Below are 17450 nucleotides of genomic sequence, written 5' to 3'. Positions count from 1 at the left end.
GATTTGATCTCAGTACGAAATACAATAACTATTAGGATCGAAAGTATAGTGAAGATCCACCAATCTGTGTATAATTTATTAGGGGTAAGTATCCATTAACTTTTTTTTCTTTCTAAATTTGATCATTAATATTCCATTTTTCAAGTAAAACCTTATTGGTTTCATACAATATCCACTTCCTAAACATAAACCCATATAAATAGTTAGATACATAATAAACTTTATCAAGTTATTCTCAATATTATTCAAGCTTGTTATTTCAATTATTAATAATGTGAATATTAATGAAATAGCAAACACCAGGGAAAATAAGAAAATAATTTTTTTGTCTAGATAATTTAATATTTGAGGTGAGTAATATAATTGTATAGACAAGACTAATAATTCTGTTAATACAAATATTAAACATGCTGAATACACACCAAACGTAGGTGTTATTAGTAAGTTTAGTATAAGACTAATTACTGTTCCTATAGTTAAAGGCAAAGAATGAAGCCTTACTTTTCCTAGAGGAATAAGATACCACCCACCAATAATACTTCCTACAGTCTTGAAAAGTAATATTGGAGACATAATGAGAAACAGGGTTATTGCACCGGAATATTCTACACCTAAGAATAGAAGAATAAACTCTTTCGAACATAATATTGTCCCAAAGATAAATAAAACTCCCAAAATCACATATACATTCATACCTTTTTTAATAATATCCTCTGCATCATCGGATTGAGATGTCGCTCTTGAAGACGAGATCTTTTGAATTAATACTGCAGATGGAAACATCAGTAATGCATAAATAAATGAAATAATTCTTTGGTCTTGTTGATAATTGGATAACCCACTGATATCTCCAGTGCTTCCTAATATAATTTTGTCAAGACTCGAATATATAACTACTGATATATTAGGGAGAAAGAGATAAAAGGAAAATTTAAGATGCGTCCCTATTTTCTTGACATCTATAGTTTTTAAATTTCGGAAGAATGGGATCGTACCGCAAAATAAAATGATATTACCAATTAACTGGCTGCCATTTATTAAAACAATATATAACCATAAGTCCTCTGGTTTTTTCACAAAAATAAAAACACTTACAGTACCCACCAGCTTAATAATTATATTTCTTGTAACTATTTTCTTGAATTCTCCAGTTCCTTGATAGTACCAGCTTATATCAAACAAACAAATCGCCATGAATATTCCCTGCAATATAAAAATGATTTTATTATTCCCAACTGGATAATAACCAATAAAAAACATAAAAACAATCATTCCAATAAGCAAAAAAACCATTCTCAGCAATTGGATTTCTAAATAATTTTTGATTCTTTGATTTTCATTAGATTGAGCTATAAGATTAGTTCCATACACCGTAAAACCAAATGAAAAAACAACCGCAAATAAATTTGAGATTGTTAGAGTGTAAGAATAAATACCATTTTGTTCAATTCCCAATACTCTAGCGATATACGGTATAGTTAGAAATGGGAGAATCGTATTAACAAACTGTTGGCCAAATACATATATAATATTCTTAAATGTTTTATTATCCACGACATATCCCTATAATGTTCAGAAACATTTTCATTGATGTTTTATTATTAATATTTACATTATTCTTCTTTGTTGTTTTCAATAATCTTAATGCTTCTTTTATAGAAGGTTTCTGTGAGTGACATCTTCTTAGAAAAATATTTATCATCCAATCAATAAATTCTTCTAAATATTCATTAGTATGTTTCCTTTTTAAATCAAATAATTGATCAAGTATATACTTAAAACTTTGATAACTTGTTTCTCTTCTAAGTGTGCTCATTAATGATGTTTTTCTGATTCTATGAAATAATAATACTTTCTGAAAATATATGATTTTAGGATTAAAAATTAATGTCTGAAAAAAGTGAAGATCATCTTCTGCAGGTATTATTCCAGGATGAAAATTAATATTGTTTTTTATCAAAAATTCCTTCCGATATATTCTTCTCCAAACAACAGGGGAGTATGAGTTCCTTTTTTTTATTTCCTTTAAATATTCAATACCATTAAAACTATTTGTATTTATACTATTGATTATATTAGTTTTGAAACTTAGTTTTGGTTCTATATAATTATTATTATTTATCATCAATCCATTTGAAATATCTTCTTCGAATACATTAGCATCAAAAATAATAATATCAGTTTCATCAAGCTGGTTGACATTTTCAACTAAATCTATTCTTTCAGCTAAAATATCATCCGAATCAAAGAAATAGACATATTTACCTTTTGCATTCTCCAACCCTACATTTCTGGCTGTACTTGGACCCATATTTTTTTGATTTATTAATATTATATTTGTATATTTTAATACATACTCCTGCAAAATCATCAAGCTGTCATCAGTTGATCCATCATTTATAGCTATTAATTCAAATTCCTGAGTATTTTGTTTAAAGATCGAGTCTAAACTTTCTCTCAAATACGGGGCCACATTATAAACAGGAAATACTATGGACAATTCCAAATGTCTTACCCCTTCCTGGATTATTCAACCATACCCTATGCAAATGATAATATTTCGGATATGCTGCCCCTTCTCATAATTAAGAATTATAAATATACTTAAAGAGACAGCGAACTTACCAACATCCGATACATATTGCTATATAAAAATTTAAGCATCTCCTACTGCAATATGAACCTTATCTGAATTCTGTTCTTGTACTCTTCTTATGTCTGCATCCACCATCATATGAATCAGCTGTTTAAATCCAACTTCAAGCTCCCAACCAAGCTGTTCCTTCGCCTTTGAACAATCTCCAAGCAAGAGATCCACCTCCGCAGGACGAGCAAACTCGGGATCAATTACTATATAATTTTTATAATCTAAACCTACATAGGAGAAGGCAACTTCAACCAGTTCTCTAACTGTATGCATTTCACCAGTAGAAATTACGTAATCGTCCGGTTCCTCCTGTTGTAGCATCAGCCACATAGCCTTGATATAATCTCCAGCAAATCCCCAGTCACGTAAAGAGTCTAGATTACCCATACGGAGCTCACTTTGGAGACCGAGCTTAATTCTAGCAGCAGCATCCGTAACCTTTCTTGTAACAAACTCTAATCCTCTTCTTGGAGATTCGTGATTGAATAGAATCCCCGAACAAGCAAACATATTGAAGCTCTCGCGATAGTTTACAGTAATCCAATGCCCGTATACTTTTGCAACGCCATATGGACTGCGTGGATAGAAGGGTGTTGTTTCTTTCTGTGGAGTTTCGATTACTTTCCCAAACATCTCAGAACTTGATGCTTGGTAGAATCTAGCTTCAGGCTTCATGATCCGCACAGCTTCCAACATATTTGTAACTGCAATTGCAGTAATCTGCCCTGTCGCCAAAGGCTGTGGCCAGGATGCTGCCACAAATGATTGAGCAGCTAAGTTATAGACTTCATCCGGATCAGAAATTTTAACCGCTTCTATTAAGGAAGCCATATCGGTCAGATCACCGGAGATCCACTTGATTTTATCTTTGATATGCTGCACGTTCTCATAATTTGGTGTGCTTGTACGCCTCCGCATACCGAAAACCTCATATCCCTTTTCCAACAAAAATTCTGCTAAATATGAACCATCTTGGCCCGTAACTCCAGTAATTAATGCCCTTTTCATTGTTGATTCCTCCACATATCTTCAATTATTGGTTAATCAGATATTCCTTCTGAAATGATTGATATACAGACCGCAATCCATCTTCTAATGAGATCTTAGCTTCCCATCCCAGTTGATTTATCTTCGTTACATCTACAAGTTTCCTCGGAGTACCATCAGGTATCGAACTATTGAACACAATCTCACCTTCATAACCGACGATCGACTGAACAAGTTCAGCCAATTCTTTGATTGGAATATCATCGCCAACACCGACGTTAATAACTTCACTTTCGTTGTAATGGTTCATTAGAAACAAACAGGCTTCAGCCAGATCGTCTGCATGGAGAAATTCGCGTCTAGGATTTCCTGTCCCCCATACTTCTACCGTAGGAACATTATTTTCCTTTGCATCATGGAATTTTCGTATCAATGCGGGCAATACATGAGAGCTTTTCAAGTCGAAGTTGTCATTAGGACCATACATATTGGTCGGCATAACAGATATATATTTTGTTCCATATTGTCGGTTATAGGATTGGCACATGGTAATACCAGCGATCTTAGCAATTGCATATGGCTGATTCGTTGGCTCTAGTTCGCCAGTGAGCAGATACTCTTCTTTAAGTGGCTGTGGAGCAAATTTCGGATAGATACATGTAGAACCAAGAAATAATAACTTCTCCACATTGAACTGATATGCTGCATCAATGACGTTCGTTTGAATAAGTAGATTATCTCTTATGAAATCAGCAGGATAATCATTATTGGCTGCAATTCCACCAACCTTAGCGGCAGCTAAAAACACATATTCAATCTGTTCTTCATGGAACAAGCTATTTACTTCTTCCCGGTTCCTTAAATCTAATTCTGTACTCGTACGTAACACGAAGTTGTGATAACCTTTGCTCTGTAATGCTCTTAAAATTGCGGAACCCACCAGACCTCTATGTCCAGCAATATAAATTCTTGAATTCAATTCCAATTTACGGGTCAACTCCTGTCTTATACTTTAGTTCAATACATTAGCGATTTATTCGAACAAGATGTTCTCGTTGGAGTATAGTCTCCATCCCTTGCAACAATGGTTTACGCAATTCTTCACTCTGCAAAGCAAAGTTGAGAGTTGTCATGATGAAACCCAGCTTCTCACCAACATCGTAACGGGTTCCCTCGAAGTCGTATGCGTACACGCCTTGGCTCTCATTCAACTGTTGTATAGCATCAGTCAACTGAATTTCTCCGCCAATTCCTTCCTCTAGATGTTCAAGAATTTCGAATATTTCCGGTGTCAATATGTATCTGCCCATGATTGCCAAGTTAGAAGGTGCTTTGCCTGCTGGCGGCTTTTCCACAAAATAACCTACCTCATGCAAACGTCCCAACCTATCGATTGGAGCAACTATGCCATAGCGCTGTGTTTGGTCTTGGGGAACTGCTTGAACGCCAATCACAGACTTTTGTACTTGCTCAAATTGGTCCGTCAGCTGACGAATGCACGGTATCTCAGATTGTACGATATCATCTCCGAGTAGCACAGCAAACGGCTCGTTACCGATAAAGTTGCGAGCGCACCATACCGCATGACCAAGTCCCTTCGCCTCTTTTTGTCGTATGTAGTGAATTTCTACATTAGAGGAACGACGTACTTCCTCAAGTAAATCATGCTTCCCTTTACTGAATAAATTACTTTCCAACTCAAGTGCATGGTCAAAGTGGTCTTCAATGGCACGTTTACCTTTTCCCGTCACAATGATAATGTCCTCAATGCCAGATGCTACTGCTTCTTCCACAATGTATTGAATAGTCGGCTTATCGACAATCGGAAGCATTTCCTTCGGCATGGCTTTCGTTGCAGGTAAGAAGCGCGTCCCAAGACCCGCTGCAGGAATAATTGCTTTTCTCACTTTCTTCATCCTTGGTCCACATCCATCTCTATTTATTCTTGTACTAGTATCAATAGGAATTGCTTATATAATAGAAAAACCTAGCTATGTACTCTTCAATGGAGAAAAGAACATAGCTAAATTTTCTAATAAGGGCATTCAACCCATCCTCACATCACACTCTCGACAATCATGTCTAAGGTCCCTTATGACCCACAGCGTGAACGAGTGCCTACAGTAATAGAGGTGCAGTAGACATTACCTTTTATCCCAAACATTTCTCTAGTTATCTAGCCTTTCATTCCGTAATAATTCATGTAGAAGCCAGCTTGATTATCTCGATTGATCCGATTAACCACAATTCCCAACATACGAGCGTTGACATGATCCAACTGTTCTTTAGCTTTCCTCAATTGATTTTTCTTCACCTTACCTGCAGCAACCACCATAATAACGCCATCGCACAATGTGCTGATGATGACACTATCCGTTACAGCTAATACTGGAGGGGAATCAATGAGAATGACATCATATTGCTGTCCCAACTGCTCCAGCAATTCTCGCATGGCTAGAGAATCAATCATATCTGACGGATTACCTAGCATCGGCCCAGAAGGGATCAACGATAACTGACTTACCATGGTTTCTTGGATAACATCATGTACATTTATATGTCCAGCTAACACCGTACTTAATCCCTGGCGATTCGATTGAGAGAAAAGAAGGTGCAGTGATGGCTTACGCATATCCATATCAATAAGAAGCACATTCTTCCCTTCCTGTGCATAAGTAATGGCCAAGTTGCTTATCGTTGTGGTCTTTCCTTCTCCTGCCTGGGAGGAAGTGACCATGATAGTCTTCAATACCTGATCATTAGAAGAATAATTAATATTGGTTCGAAGCAACCGATATACTTCCGATATAGGTGATTCGGGATTCATCGAAACAATTAAGCCGCTACTATTGATTGATCGACGCATATTTTTTCTCACCTACTTTTTGATTTTGTAATGCCTTCATCCTACGAGAGGTCTTTAACTCTTTCTTAGTGATCTTTCCAACAACTGCAAGTACAGAAATATCCAAAACCTCAACAATTTCGTCTTCAGTCTTCAACGTATCATCAAGATAATCGAGCAGAAATACCAGTCCGATCCCAAGCATAAGTGAGACAATAATGCTTATTATAATGTTCATAATTGGATTAATATTGATCGCTGATGGAGCTAATGACGTGTTCGCTTTACTTAAAATGGTGATGTTATCAACATTCATGATGTGAGGAATTTCATCTTTAAATACCGTCGAAACAGCATTTACGATAGCGGCAGCTTTGGCATAGGAGGTATCCTGGTAGACTAGATTCATTACTTGTGAATTATTCGCTGATGTAACAGATATCTTGGAGGATAATTCTAGAGCAGTCACTCCCAAGTCAGGGAATTTATCAACGACTTTATCCATAATGGCAGATGATGTGATAATTTCTTTATAAGAGTTAATAAGAATGATACTCGTTTGTATAGTACCCGGATTGAGTGTTCCCACTTCATTCGCTGAAGCCGATTGATTAACGATTATCTTGGCGTTTGCCGAATAGATCGGTGTTGTAAAGTAAAGGCTCTTGAATCCTGTCGCTGCCATTGCGATAACAACAATCGCTACGATCAACCACCATTTCTTCTGAACAATCCTAAAATACTGTTTGAGTTCCATACTCTCGCAACCCCTCGCTCCACTTGTGGAATATAAGTAACAGACAAAAATTGTATTTGACTTCCATCATAGATAATTTGACAAAATATCTCCGGAATTCACTTACCCAAAAAAAATGTTGATACATTATGTATCATTCTTACCCCATACTTTACGATACAGTTTGTATCATGTCAAGAATATATTTCTATCACTTCTTCTGATAGCGCTTACTATTTTATCTATCTCATTCCTCTCTAACTAGTTGGACTACAACTGCGATTATGTTATATCATTCTGTACGTCATTCTACCGTTCGAGGTACAAATAACGACAAAAGAAAACAGCGTTAATGATATACTCATCATTAACGCTGTTTCCTTTAATTAGGAAATTTCGATCTTGAATCGCTAGTAGAGCTACTATATACTAACTTGGTTAGTTACGATTCATATCAAAATACTCATTCCAATTTCATCTCACAAAATTATACATATAATAGAAGAACTTTAAAATAAAGGAGATGTCTTATGCGTATTATCCTCACAGTAGGTTGGGCTTTCATTCTATTCGTATTCACTTGCTCGGTAAACTTTCATCTGCTCATTAGATATCATATTGTTGTTTTCAATTTTAATCCGACTCCAGATTGGTCTGAGTTACTTAAGCTTGATTTTCAATGGACAAGTCATGATTGGATGAATCGAAAAATAGGCCATTTCTTCGGTTTCTTTATCCTAGCCATACTCTCATCAAGCTTGGGCAAATATAAGTCCGCCTTCTTCTTCTCTATCGTCTACGCAGCCTTGACCGAAATTCTTCAACTATTCTTCTTCCGAGGCGGTAGGATCTATGATATTGCCAATGATTCTGCTGGTATTCTCTTAGCTTATATAATATGTCTATTCCTCTTACGCAAAAGTACGAGACGTACAAGTTACATAAACAAAGAGAAATAAACCATGAGTTGCTGAAGTGTGGTCTGGAGGTCCAGATCAAGCGTGTGGAAAACGAGACTGTTCAGTTATGGAATGTTGTTGTAACATAGAAGGGAAAGTTGAGTTGATAATAATATTATTAAAAATAACTTGATACAAAACATTTGTACGTTATATGATGATACGAATTGTATCGCTAAATTGTTACTATAATTGATTAACAGAGGAAGTACGAATGAGCCCGCGCTTGTCGGTATTTATTTGATCGAGGATCCGTTCAGATCGAGTATGACAGCCTTATGCTAGGAAACTTTGGCTTTCCCTTTTTCAAAAAAATATAATTAATAGGGTGATGACAGTGGTTCATACAATGAGTACAACTATATATAAGGCTTTCGGGTATTCCATAAAAAGCGATATCCCGCTGCCTGAGCTGCAGCAGTTAGACATTCCTCTGAATAATATCGATATTTCCATCCGCTATGCTGACTTAACAGAAAGATGGGCAGAACTCTCTATGTTGACTAAGAAATACGTAGTAACCGAGAATCTGATTATGTTCTGGATACCGAATCAAGCTGTCTTCTCAGTGGAAGGCGGAACAATCATCACTATTTCTCCCGAGAAAGATGCGGATGAAGATAAACTCCGACTATACATTCTTGGGTCATGCATGGGTGCTATTTTACTGCAACGAAAGATCCTTCCATTGCATGGCAGTGCGGTAGTCATTGACCATAAAGCTTATGCATTCATTGGTGAGTCCGGACATGGCAAATCAACGCTTGCATCTTCCTTTATCCAACGGGGATTCCAATTATTAACCGACGACTTAATCGCCGTTACACTTGGTCCAGACAATATCCCTTATGTGACACCAGCCTATCCACAGCAAAAGCTTTGGCAAGAGAGCCTAGATAGCTTCGGCATGAATTCAGATGAATTCCGTCCATTATTTGATCGCGAAACGAAATATGCAATTCCTGTCGCCTCTCAATTTTCTACCGACATACTTCCTCTAGCCGGTATATTTGAACTGATCAAGATGGATTGCAGTCAACCCGATATTCGATTAATAAATAAGTTAGAGCGTCTTCCTCTCCTTTATCGCAATACATACCGTAATTTTTTTCTTCCAGACAGTGGGTTAACCAACTGGCATTTTGATATGACTGCCCGCATGTCTAGCAATATCGATATTTATCAACTCCAACGCCCATTACACGAGTCTACTGTGCAGCAGTTGACAGACATGGTTCTATCTACAATTGAGAAATAAACAACTGATAGCAATAGCCAATATATCTCATACGTACTACTAGCTCCTGAAATATAAGAACATAAAAACCCACTCCTTAATCATTCTACTTAGGAGTCGGTTTAGGTTGTTTCAGTCTTTCACTTAAATTTAATCCGATTCAACTTCTTTAATGCTATATTTCAATTGCGTGCTCCTTCCATTGAATTAGACCCGTGGGAATTTGACTCAGCTTACTGAATTTGATAGGAATATTGCATACAAATGTTTATAATTTAAATAGTTAAAATAATGACATGAAAAAAGGAGCGAAATACATTGATTAATATCGTCGGGCAAATTATGTTGTATGTAAATAACCAGGAAGAATCATTGAAGTTCTGGACAGAAAGGGTTGGCTTCTCCCTCATCTCAGAAACAGATAACGGCGAAGGAATGAAATGGTATGAAGTTGCGCCTACCAAGGGTGCTCAAACAAGCATCGTTCTACATAACAAGGAATTAGTTGCACAGATGTCTCCTGGAATCCATCTGGAGACTCCGTCATTATTGTTTTTCTCGGAGGATCTTGATCAACTGTATAAGGACTTCTCAGATAAAGGAATAACCGTCGGAGAAATGGTTAACGTGCCTGAAGGAAGAGTATTTAACTTTGCAGATGATGAAGACAATTATTTTGCTGTAGTGGAGAAGAAGTAACCGTTACATTTCATCTATTCACTCAGCAAACAACAAGCGCTTGTTGTTTGTATTGAGCTAGATTGATGGACGACCAAGTTAAACAAGCATAAACGGCTTCGCCGTCCTTTAGCGGCGATGAAACGTTTAGCGTTGGAATATAATCCTATGTATAAGCAGAAATACTTATACATTCTTATATTTTCAAAAAACAGCTTCTTAAAGGTTCTCTAAACCTAAGAAGCTGCTTGATACTTGGTATGATCAACCTAGAATAGCATGATCCATAAAACGGATCTCTCTAGTTTCCGTGCCATGTTGCTCGAATATAATAACCTCATTATCTCCTAATTTCAATAAAGGCGCTGGAATATACAATGTTTGCTGCGGACCGATTTCCCAATAACGACCAAGGTTAAATCCATTGATGAAGATTACTCCTTTTTGCCAGCCATCTAAGTGTACAAACGTATCCGCTATTTCCTCTATGCATAAGCGACCTTGATAGAAGCAAGGTTCCTTGGGAAGCTCTGACCCGATCGGTTCAAATGTAAGTTCAGACAAATTGTCCAGTGGTAATGGATAGCTTATCCACTCCGATAAGAATTGGAAGCCATGCCGAACTCCCTCCGTTATTCCCTTTCGATCTTCCAGATAAGGACCATAGTTAATGCGTCCCATATTCTCCACCAAGATTTCTATGGTAGCGCTTTCCTCTGGCACTTCAAAGGATAATCTCTGGTCCGGATTCCATCTCTCAAGAACACCCATTTCCTCACCATTCATATACACTTGTGCCCGATCACGCACTTCTTGCACTTCGAACTCCTTGCTCGGGCGTGGTCCACTAATATGTGTCGTGTATAGACAGTATCCGTACTCTTGGCCCAGCTTCTCCATCGTCTTAGGATAAACCGTATGGATCGGCGAAGAAATCTGAAGCAATTGATCACGCAACAGTGCTTGTCCCGTCATCTGAATCGAACCGTAATCCTTCTTAGGTATTGCAATGGGTAGTTCACGGGTACCTTTAAATCCATATTTGCTTAGTACATCACGAACCTTCCAATACTTATCCGTCGGTTCGCCAGACTCATTCAAGAGCGAATCATAATCATAACTGGTAACGGTTGCTTGATAATCGTACCGGTCTGTCATGCAATTCGCTCCGTTATACAATCCGAAATTCGTCCCTCCATGGAACATATAGAAGTTAACGGATCCCTTTAGCTTTAGCATATCCTCTAATACATTGGCTACATCGTCCGCGTCACGAGCGTGATGCGGTTTGCCCCAATGATCGAACCAACCATTCCAATATTCCATACACATGTATGGCGCATCAGGTTGATATTCACCAAGTTTGTGAAAAGACTCCTCTGCCCGGGAGCCGAAATTGGCCGTTGCCAATATCCCAGGCATCATTCCCCCTTGGATCATCGCATCCTCTGCTCCATCTGAAGTAAATAGTAGGACATTCATTCCATGCTCCAGCATCTTCCGCTTGATATGATCTAAGTACTTCTGATCATTCCCGTAGCTGCCATACTCATTCTCGACCTGCATGGCGATAATCGGGCCGCCATTGGTACACAATAGAGGCTCTAATCTGGGAAGCAGCTCGGCATAATAATCATCCACATGATTCAAATAGATAGGATCTGTGCATCTCAAGCGTAGTTCCGCCTCAGCAAGAAGCCAAGCCGGCAACCCTCCGAATTCCCATTCCGCACAAATGTAGGGTGATGGACGGACGATTACATGTAGTCCCAAATTCCCAGCGATTTGAATAAACTGAGCGACATTGGCCATCCCACTGAACTGGAATTGCCCCTTCTTGGGCTCGTGAAAATTCCAGGGAATATAGGTTTCCACGGTATTGAATCCGCAAGCTAGCAGCTTCTGCAACCGATCCTCCCAATATTCGGGTACTACGCGGAAATAGTGGATGGCACCTGAAATGATGCGCGTCGCTTGCCCATTATAGTAAAATTGATCATTTATATAACTAAATTCTGACATTGTGTTCACCTCAGCACTCGGTCTCTTTGAATTTCCTCTTTATAATAAAGTTGTACTAGTTGAGATCATACGATGATAGAGATTACAGAAACCGAGTTGATCATCCACCCAACTCGCTCCCCCATCATAGCTAAGTTTAGTAGTCTCCAATTCTTCTAAACTGGTAATATCTCCAGATACATAAGCTAGAAGACGTTGCTGCGCTGATCCGATTCTTGCAAGTAACCCTCCGTAACGAAGATCAATAATCTCCCAACCGAATATTTTAAAAGTTGCCGTCCATTGCACACGGTGCGCATCATGTAATTCATTTACATAAGTCATTAGCTGAGCCAATTCCACATCCGCGATTCGACACAGTTCCTTCTGATCTTGTAGCTCATAGCCATTCTTAATACGAATCCCTATGTCCGATTTGATAGATAGAACCGCGCATAACTTTTCGTATACGAGGAACAGCATCGACCATTTCGGATTATTCTTGGCATAAGTCTGCATTTGGGCTGCCATATCCTCGTAATGCTTCGGTAGATTTCGTCCCTCTACGTGCTTATCGAATAACCCCAGCAATAAGTCCTGCCATAATAAATATCTGGATGGATTAGCCTCTATTAAATTGTCCGCTGGTGTTCCAGGAAGTTCATCGATATATTTGGCTTGAATGAAATGATCCCACTCCCCGCCCGTACATGTTTTAAACCTTTGTTTCAGCTTCTTCTCATCTAGCTCTTTCGCATAGGTGTGTTCTGCATATACCTGTAGTGCTGGCAGTCCGGAGAATATGTTCCCTTCGTTGCCATTGTCACCCCACATGGTAGCAATGACCTCCGTTACCCCTTCCTCTTTGCATACAGATAAAGCTGCATTTGTTGTTCGGAACGCTTTTCCATGATTCGGAATAATCCCATTCCAGGTCCAAGCCCCTCCGGCAAAGATTGGCGATGAGCCAAATTTCTGGTGTTTCTGAATATAGTCCTTATAAAATGCAGGGTCACTGTGATAATAATCCCAATAAACATATTGCATTTCTTTCGGCATGTCAGCGATGACATGAGCGGGAACGACTGAATTTGTATCGTAATAGTCTCCATCTTGGGAACCGAGCCGGAAATACATGTCGCTCCATATCATCGGTTTCAAACCATACTTTGCTGTAATTTGAAGGACCCGATTCAAATGCTCATTCATCAATTCAAATCGAGGACGATACCCATTTTTCTTGATATAGTTGCCCAGACCAAGGGTGTGGGCTTCATCCATCCCGATATGAATTCGTTTACTTCGAAGTGGCGCCGTCGTAGCCTGTATCATCTCATCGATGAATTGATAGGTTTCTTCCGATCCAATCAGTAGAATATCATCTGTATCCTTATATTCATCTGTATGTTGCCATTGAAGTGCCTGGCGCAAATGTCCAAGTGTCTGAATGCAAGCAACCATCTCGATTCCAAATATGGTAGCATAATCATCGCATGCTTTTATTTCATCATAGGTATATCTCCCTCGCAAGTAACCAAAGTACGGACGCGTCGGGATTTCATAAGTATCTTCGGTATACAGCATCAACTGATTTAACCCCATCGTTGCCATGATCCGAATCAACCTCTTCACGCTATCGATTGACAAGACGGCATTTCGCGAGTTATCAACCATAGCACCACTGGTACGAAATTGAGGTGTTTCTTCCACATCGAAAGCATCTTCCACCCTGGCATGTTCAATAAAAAGACCCATGGCCCGATAGAGATGGATAGGTTGTTCAAACTGAATGTTTCCTTGCCGATCTTCTAAACTGACCACCAGGTTCCCCGGTCTTTGCGTGACTTCAATACAAAGACCATCCTTGGATAACGTGTATCCGAGTTCCTCTTGTAGGATGTGAAGTCCCTCTAACAACTGTGGCTCCAACGAATTCTTAATATGGATCAACATTCTTTTTCATCTCCTTTTTTTGAAATAGGGATTATCCTTTAACACCGGAACTTGCAATCCCTTCAACAAAATATCTTTGGGAGAATGCGAACAAAATAATAGGAATAATAACGATAATACATGCCCCTGCCATCTGTAGCGCGTAATCGGTCCCTGCTTGCTCTTGGAAATATTCCAACCCTACGGTTACGACCTGCCTGTCTATACTGGAAATGAATATAAACGGATTTACAAAATCATTCCACGTCCAAATAAAGGTGAACAACAGCATTGTCACAAGCGCTGGCACGGCAAGCGGCAATATGATGCGGTAATAAATTTTGAATTGGGAACAGCCATCCACCTTAGCCGCTTCAGAAATTTCTTTAGGCAAGCCTGCAAAGAACTGTCGCAGTAAGAAAATAAAAAATACATCGAACGTGGCCGGAATGATCAACGCCCATTGTGTATTATATATATGTAATGATTTATACAACATGTATCTCGCGATCACTGTCGTATCGGCAGGAATCATCATTGTAGCAATGAACAGGAAGAAAATGCTCTCTTTAAATGGGAAATCCAATCTAGCAAAAGCATAAGCAGCCATCGTAACGATTGCGAATCTGGCAATCATCGTCAGGACCACAATAATGACTGAGTTGCCATACCACTTGAAGAAATACTCATGATGAAAAATCGTTTTGAAATTATCCCAGTAGATCTGGTCTGGAATGAACTTCAGGGGTTCAGAGAAAATGAGTGCATTCGGTTTCAGCGCTGCTGAAATCATAAATAGGAACGGAACGATCATGAATAAACCAAGTACCAAAATCACGATCGAAGCGATGACCATGGAGGGTTTAACTTCGGTTCGCGATTTCTTTTTCATTAATAGTGAACCCATCTCTTTTGCCCCTTCCACTGAATGATCGTAATTACTAAGATGACCGCAAATAACAAAATAGCCTGTGCTGCTGCATAACTATACCGATTATAGGTAAAGGCTTCTTCATAAATGTTGAGTGAAATGACGCGAGACGCTACACCCGGTCCTCCGTTCGTTAACGCGCGCACAGATGCGTAGTTCTGAAAAGAACCGATAATACTTGTAATTACAAGGAAAAAGGTTGTAGGTGATACAAGCGGAATGGTTACGTTACGCACCCTTTGCCACCAGCTTGCTCCATCTAGATCTGCTGCCTCGTATAATTCACCAGGAACTCCTTGCAGAGCAGCTAGAAAAACGATGGTTTGAAACGAAAGACTCTGCCATACATTAATTAATGCGATCGTAGGCAGCGCCGTACTTACTCCTCCTAACCACATCGGTGGATTTTCAATTCCAATTAGATGAAGGAAAGCATTCACAGGGCCATCATACGGATCGAGGATCACCGAGAACACCATGGCAATGGCAACGATATTCGCAACGTAAGGAATCAGAATCATCGTGCGACTGACAGGACGAAGGAAAAATTTACGATTTAATAGAATCGCTAATAAAAAAGATAAAACAATCAGAACAGGTACGTAAATTAATGTGTATAGAAAACTGTTCCAGTAAGCCTTTATCGCAATATCATCGTGAAAGATGCGAACAAAATTATCAAACCCGATAAAGTTATAACTTGGTTTCAGCGTATTGTAATCCACCATACTAATATAAAAGGCATACAGGAGCGGAAATAAGTTGAAGATTAGAAAACCTGCTAGAAACGGCAGGATAAATAGTAAACCCGCTTTTGCCTCGCCTGATTTCATCATTTCTCTGATAGAGGACATTCCATTTCACCCCATTAAATAATGTTGGGCTGCCCTAGGCAGCCCAACATAACAATTTGTTTAGTTCGACTATTGATTCGACTGCTCAATCTTTATTGCTTCGTCGACACGTTCTTTAATCGTTTTTACCGTATCGTCAAGTGACTTCTGTTCAATTAAATACAATTCGCTTTCCTGTAAAATAATATTGCTATACTCTTGCGCAGCTGGACCTACAATTTTCTCTTCCGCAAATCCCTGATCATTTTGGTAAATCGCTTTGTTCAGATCATCCACGGATACTTCCCCGTTAGTACGATCTACGATTTTTTGGAACATTTCATTAATGTCCTGATCCTTTAGATCCACACGTGCAGGTAGGTCACCTGTATATTTATAGTTATTCTCAGCGAAGTATTTAACAAACTTGAATGCTTCTTTCGGTTGTTTCGAGTAGGCGTTGATCGCTAAACCATTAATTACAGCTAGATTATTTTTCTCAGTGCTATTCGCTGGTGTTGGAATTTCAGCAACGCCAAATTTCCAGTCACGCGGGTAATTTTCTTTATCTAGGAACATATTGGTATACCAAGTCCCAATGACGTGCATACCATATTGACCTGACATAAACCCATCCCAAGCCAGCTTTTTAGTTTTAAATTCCATCCAACTTGGTTGAACTTTATCTACATTTCCAAGATCACCATAGAATTGAAGTGCTTCTTTGAATGCAGGATCATCATAGTTCGAAGTACCATCTGCCTTATATCCCGATACATTTTTTTGGCGTGCCGTAAAGTACATATAGGCATCATAATCAAGCATATAAGAACCATAGATTTTTTTGCTTGGATCGGTTAATTTTTTAGCTGTTTCAACATATTGGTCCCATGTCCATGCGCCTGAAGGATAAGGAACATTTGCATCGTCGAATATTTTTTTGTTGTAGTATACAGCCCATTTACCAGCACCTGCTGGAAGGCTATAAATCTTGCCGTCTGTTTCTTGCAGATACTCTCCAAATTTCCCTTTTGCATCATAATTATCTTCTGTAATTAGATCATTAAGCGGAAGAAATGATTCGCTTCTCACGTATTTATCCAATTGGATCGGTGTGCTGAAAAGAATAATATCTGTGGAACTGTCCTTTGCCCCTAGATCAATATCGATCTTCTTGAAGATCCCTACGCCATCTCCAGGAATGACATTAAATTCTACGTTGATACCTGTGTCTTTCTTAAATGCGTCAACGACATTCAAAAAGTTACTATCTTTAGCCCGATTTCCATCCACGTAGATTTTCACAGTTTTAGCGGCATCTGTTGTTGTACCTGCGGTTTCACCAGAGGATGTTTCCTGATTCGAATTATTTGATCCGCATCCCGCCAGTAAGCCTGTTAGCATTACTGTGGCAAGCAACAAACCCGTTATTTTTCTTTGCTTTTTCATTGGTCTATATTCCCCCTATTACTTAAATGACTCACTTACTATGCAAGTATAGAAAATCCAACCCATCATGTTAATGCACGAAATTCAGGAAATTTATCTTATCCAGCTCATTAGAAAAACAAGCTCATTAAAAACAATAACCCACTTCGTTTTTCTTATCTTTTTCTATGAAAAGTTATAAAAAATCCACATTGTCATTACGGGACAATGTGGAC

Annotated in this window: 15 protein-coding genes; 3 read left to right on the top strand and 12 right to left on the bottom strand. The window is 38.7% G+C overall.

The window, feature by feature from the left end; translation table 11 throughout:
• Positions 1-78: 78 nt before the first annotated feature.
• The 7 genes from AC1D7X_RS14535 to AC1D7X_RS14505 all read right to left on the bottom strand — a co-directional run bounded on the left by AC1D7X_RS14535 (position 79) and on the right by AC1D7X_RS14505 (position 7236).
• Entirely contained in the window at positions 79-1554 is a 1476-nt protein-coding gene (locus AC1D7X_RS14535) for an oligosaccharide flippase family protein (RefSeq protein ID WP_495475497.1), read from the bottom strand.
• Positions 1547-2506 (bottom strand): glycosyltransferase, encoded by a 960-nt coding sequence (locus tag AC1D7X_RS14530; RefSeq protein WP_495475496.1) that lies wholly within the window; start codon positions 2504-2506, stop codon positions 1547-1549. The genes AC1D7X_RS14535 and AC1D7X_RS14530 overlap by 8 nt, the downstream gene beginning before the upstream one ends.
• Before the next feature lie 150 nt (positions 2507-2656).
• Positions 2657-3655: a GDP-mannose 4,6-dehydratase gene (gene gmd / locus AC1D7X_RS14525; protein WP_495475495.1), complete on the bottom strand. Its 999-nt coding sequence runs from the start codon at positions 3653-3655 to the stop codon at positions 2657-2659.
• Between the two features lie 25 nt (positions 3656-3680).
• Positions 3681-4619 (bottom strand): GDP-L-fucose synthase family protein, encoded by a 939-nt coding sequence (locus tag AC1D7X_RS14520; protein ID WP_495454884.1) that lies wholly within the window; start codon positions 4617-4619, stop codon positions 3681-3683.
• 40 nt (positions 4620-4659) lie between these two features.
• On the bottom strand, positions 4660-5550 hold the full coding sequence (gene galU / locus AC1D7X_RS14515; protein WP_495454883.1) for a UTP--glucose-1-phosphate uridylyltransferase GalU: 891 nt from the start codon (positions 5548-5550) through the stop codon (positions 4660-4662).
• A 260-nt stretch (positions 5551-5810) separates the two neighbouring features.
• Complete coding sequence (locus AC1D7X_RS14510) at positions 5811-6500, bottom strand: CpsD/CapB family tyrosine-protein kinase (protein WP_495454882.1); 690 nt, start codon at positions 6498-6500, stop codon at positions 5811-5813.
• Positions 6481-7236, bottom strand: a complete 756-nt coding sequence (locus AC1D7X_RS14505; protein WP_495475494.1) for a YveK family protein — start codon at positions 7234-7236, stop codon at positions 6481-6483. The genes AC1D7X_RS14510 and AC1D7X_RS14505 overlap by 20 nt, the downstream gene beginning before the upstream one ends.
• A 509-nt stretch (positions 7237-7745) precedes the next feature.
• On the opposite strand from AC1D7X_RS14505, the gene AC1D7X_RS14500 reads away from it, so the two are divergent.
• From AC1D7X_RS14500 to AC1D7X_RS14490, 3 genes are all read left to right on the top strand, one after another.
• On the top strand, positions 7746-8174 hold the full coding sequence (locus AC1D7X_RS14500) for a VanZ family protein (protein WP_495454880.1): 429 nt from the start codon (positions 7746-7748) through the stop codon (positions 8172-8174).
• Between the two features lie 337 nt (positions 8175-8511).
• Complete coding sequence (locus tag AC1D7X_RS14495) at positions 8512-9432, top strand: aldolase (protein ID WP_495475493.1); 921 nt, start codon at positions 8512-8514, stop codon at positions 9430-9432.
• A 297-nt stretch (positions 9433-9729) separates the two neighbouring features.
• The gene (locus AC1D7X_RS14490; RefSeq protein WP_495454879.1) at positions 9730-10110 is read left to right on the top strand and encodes a VOC family protein; all 381 of its coding nucleotides are present in this window, start codon (positions 9730-9732) and stop codon (positions 10108-10110) included.
• A 243-nt stretch (positions 10111-10353) separates the two neighbouring features.
• Here the strand turns inward: AC1D7X_RS14490 and AC1D7X_RS14485 are convergent, their stop codons facing one another.
• The 5 genes from AC1D7X_RS14485 to AC1D7X_RS14465 all read right to left on the bottom strand — a co-directional run bounded on the left by AC1D7X_RS14485 (position 10354) and on the right by AC1D7X_RS14465 (position 17235).
• Positions 10354-12111 (bottom strand): glycoside hydrolase family 35 protein, encoded by a 1758-nt coding sequence (locus tag AC1D7X_RS14485; RefSeq protein WP_495475492.1) that lies wholly within the window; start codon positions 12109-12111, stop codon positions 10354-10356.
• A gap of 39 nt (positions 12112-12150) precedes the next feature.
• The gene (locus AC1D7X_RS14480) at positions 12151-14043 is read right to left on the bottom strand and encodes a beta-N-acetylhexosaminidase (RefSeq protein ID WP_495475491.1); all 1893 of its coding nucleotides are present in this window, start codon (positions 14041-14043) and stop codon (positions 12151-12153) included.
• 31 nt (positions 14044-14074) lie between these two features.
• Positions 14075-14929 carry a carbohydrate ABC transporter permease gene (locus tag AC1D7X_RS14475; protein ID WP_495475490.1) on the bottom strand — a complete coding sequence of 285 codons (855 nt, stop codon included), beginning with the start codon at positions 14927-14929 and terminating at the stop codon, positions 14075-14077.
• Positions 14914-15807 carry a carbohydrate ABC transporter permease gene (locus AC1D7X_RS14470; protein ID WP_495475489.1) on the bottom strand — a complete coding sequence of 298 codons (894 nt, stop codon included), beginning with the start codon at positions 15805-15807 and terminating at the stop codon, positions 14914-14916. Before AC1D7X_RS14470 ends, AC1D7X_RS14475 begins: the two co-directional genes overlap by 16 nt.
• A gap of 69 nt (positions 15808-15876) precedes the next feature.
• Positions 15877-17235 (bottom strand): ABC transporter substrate-binding protein, encoded by a 1359-nt coding sequence (locus AC1D7X_RS14465; RefSeq protein ID WP_495475488.1) that lies wholly within the window; start codon positions 17233-17235, stop codon positions 15877-15879.
• Positions 17236-17450: the final 215 nt, after the last annotated feature.

The sequence above is a fragment of the Paenibacillus sp. Y568 genome (assembly GCF_059445545.1).
This window is presented reverse-complemented; position numbering and strand designations above follow the sequence as displayed.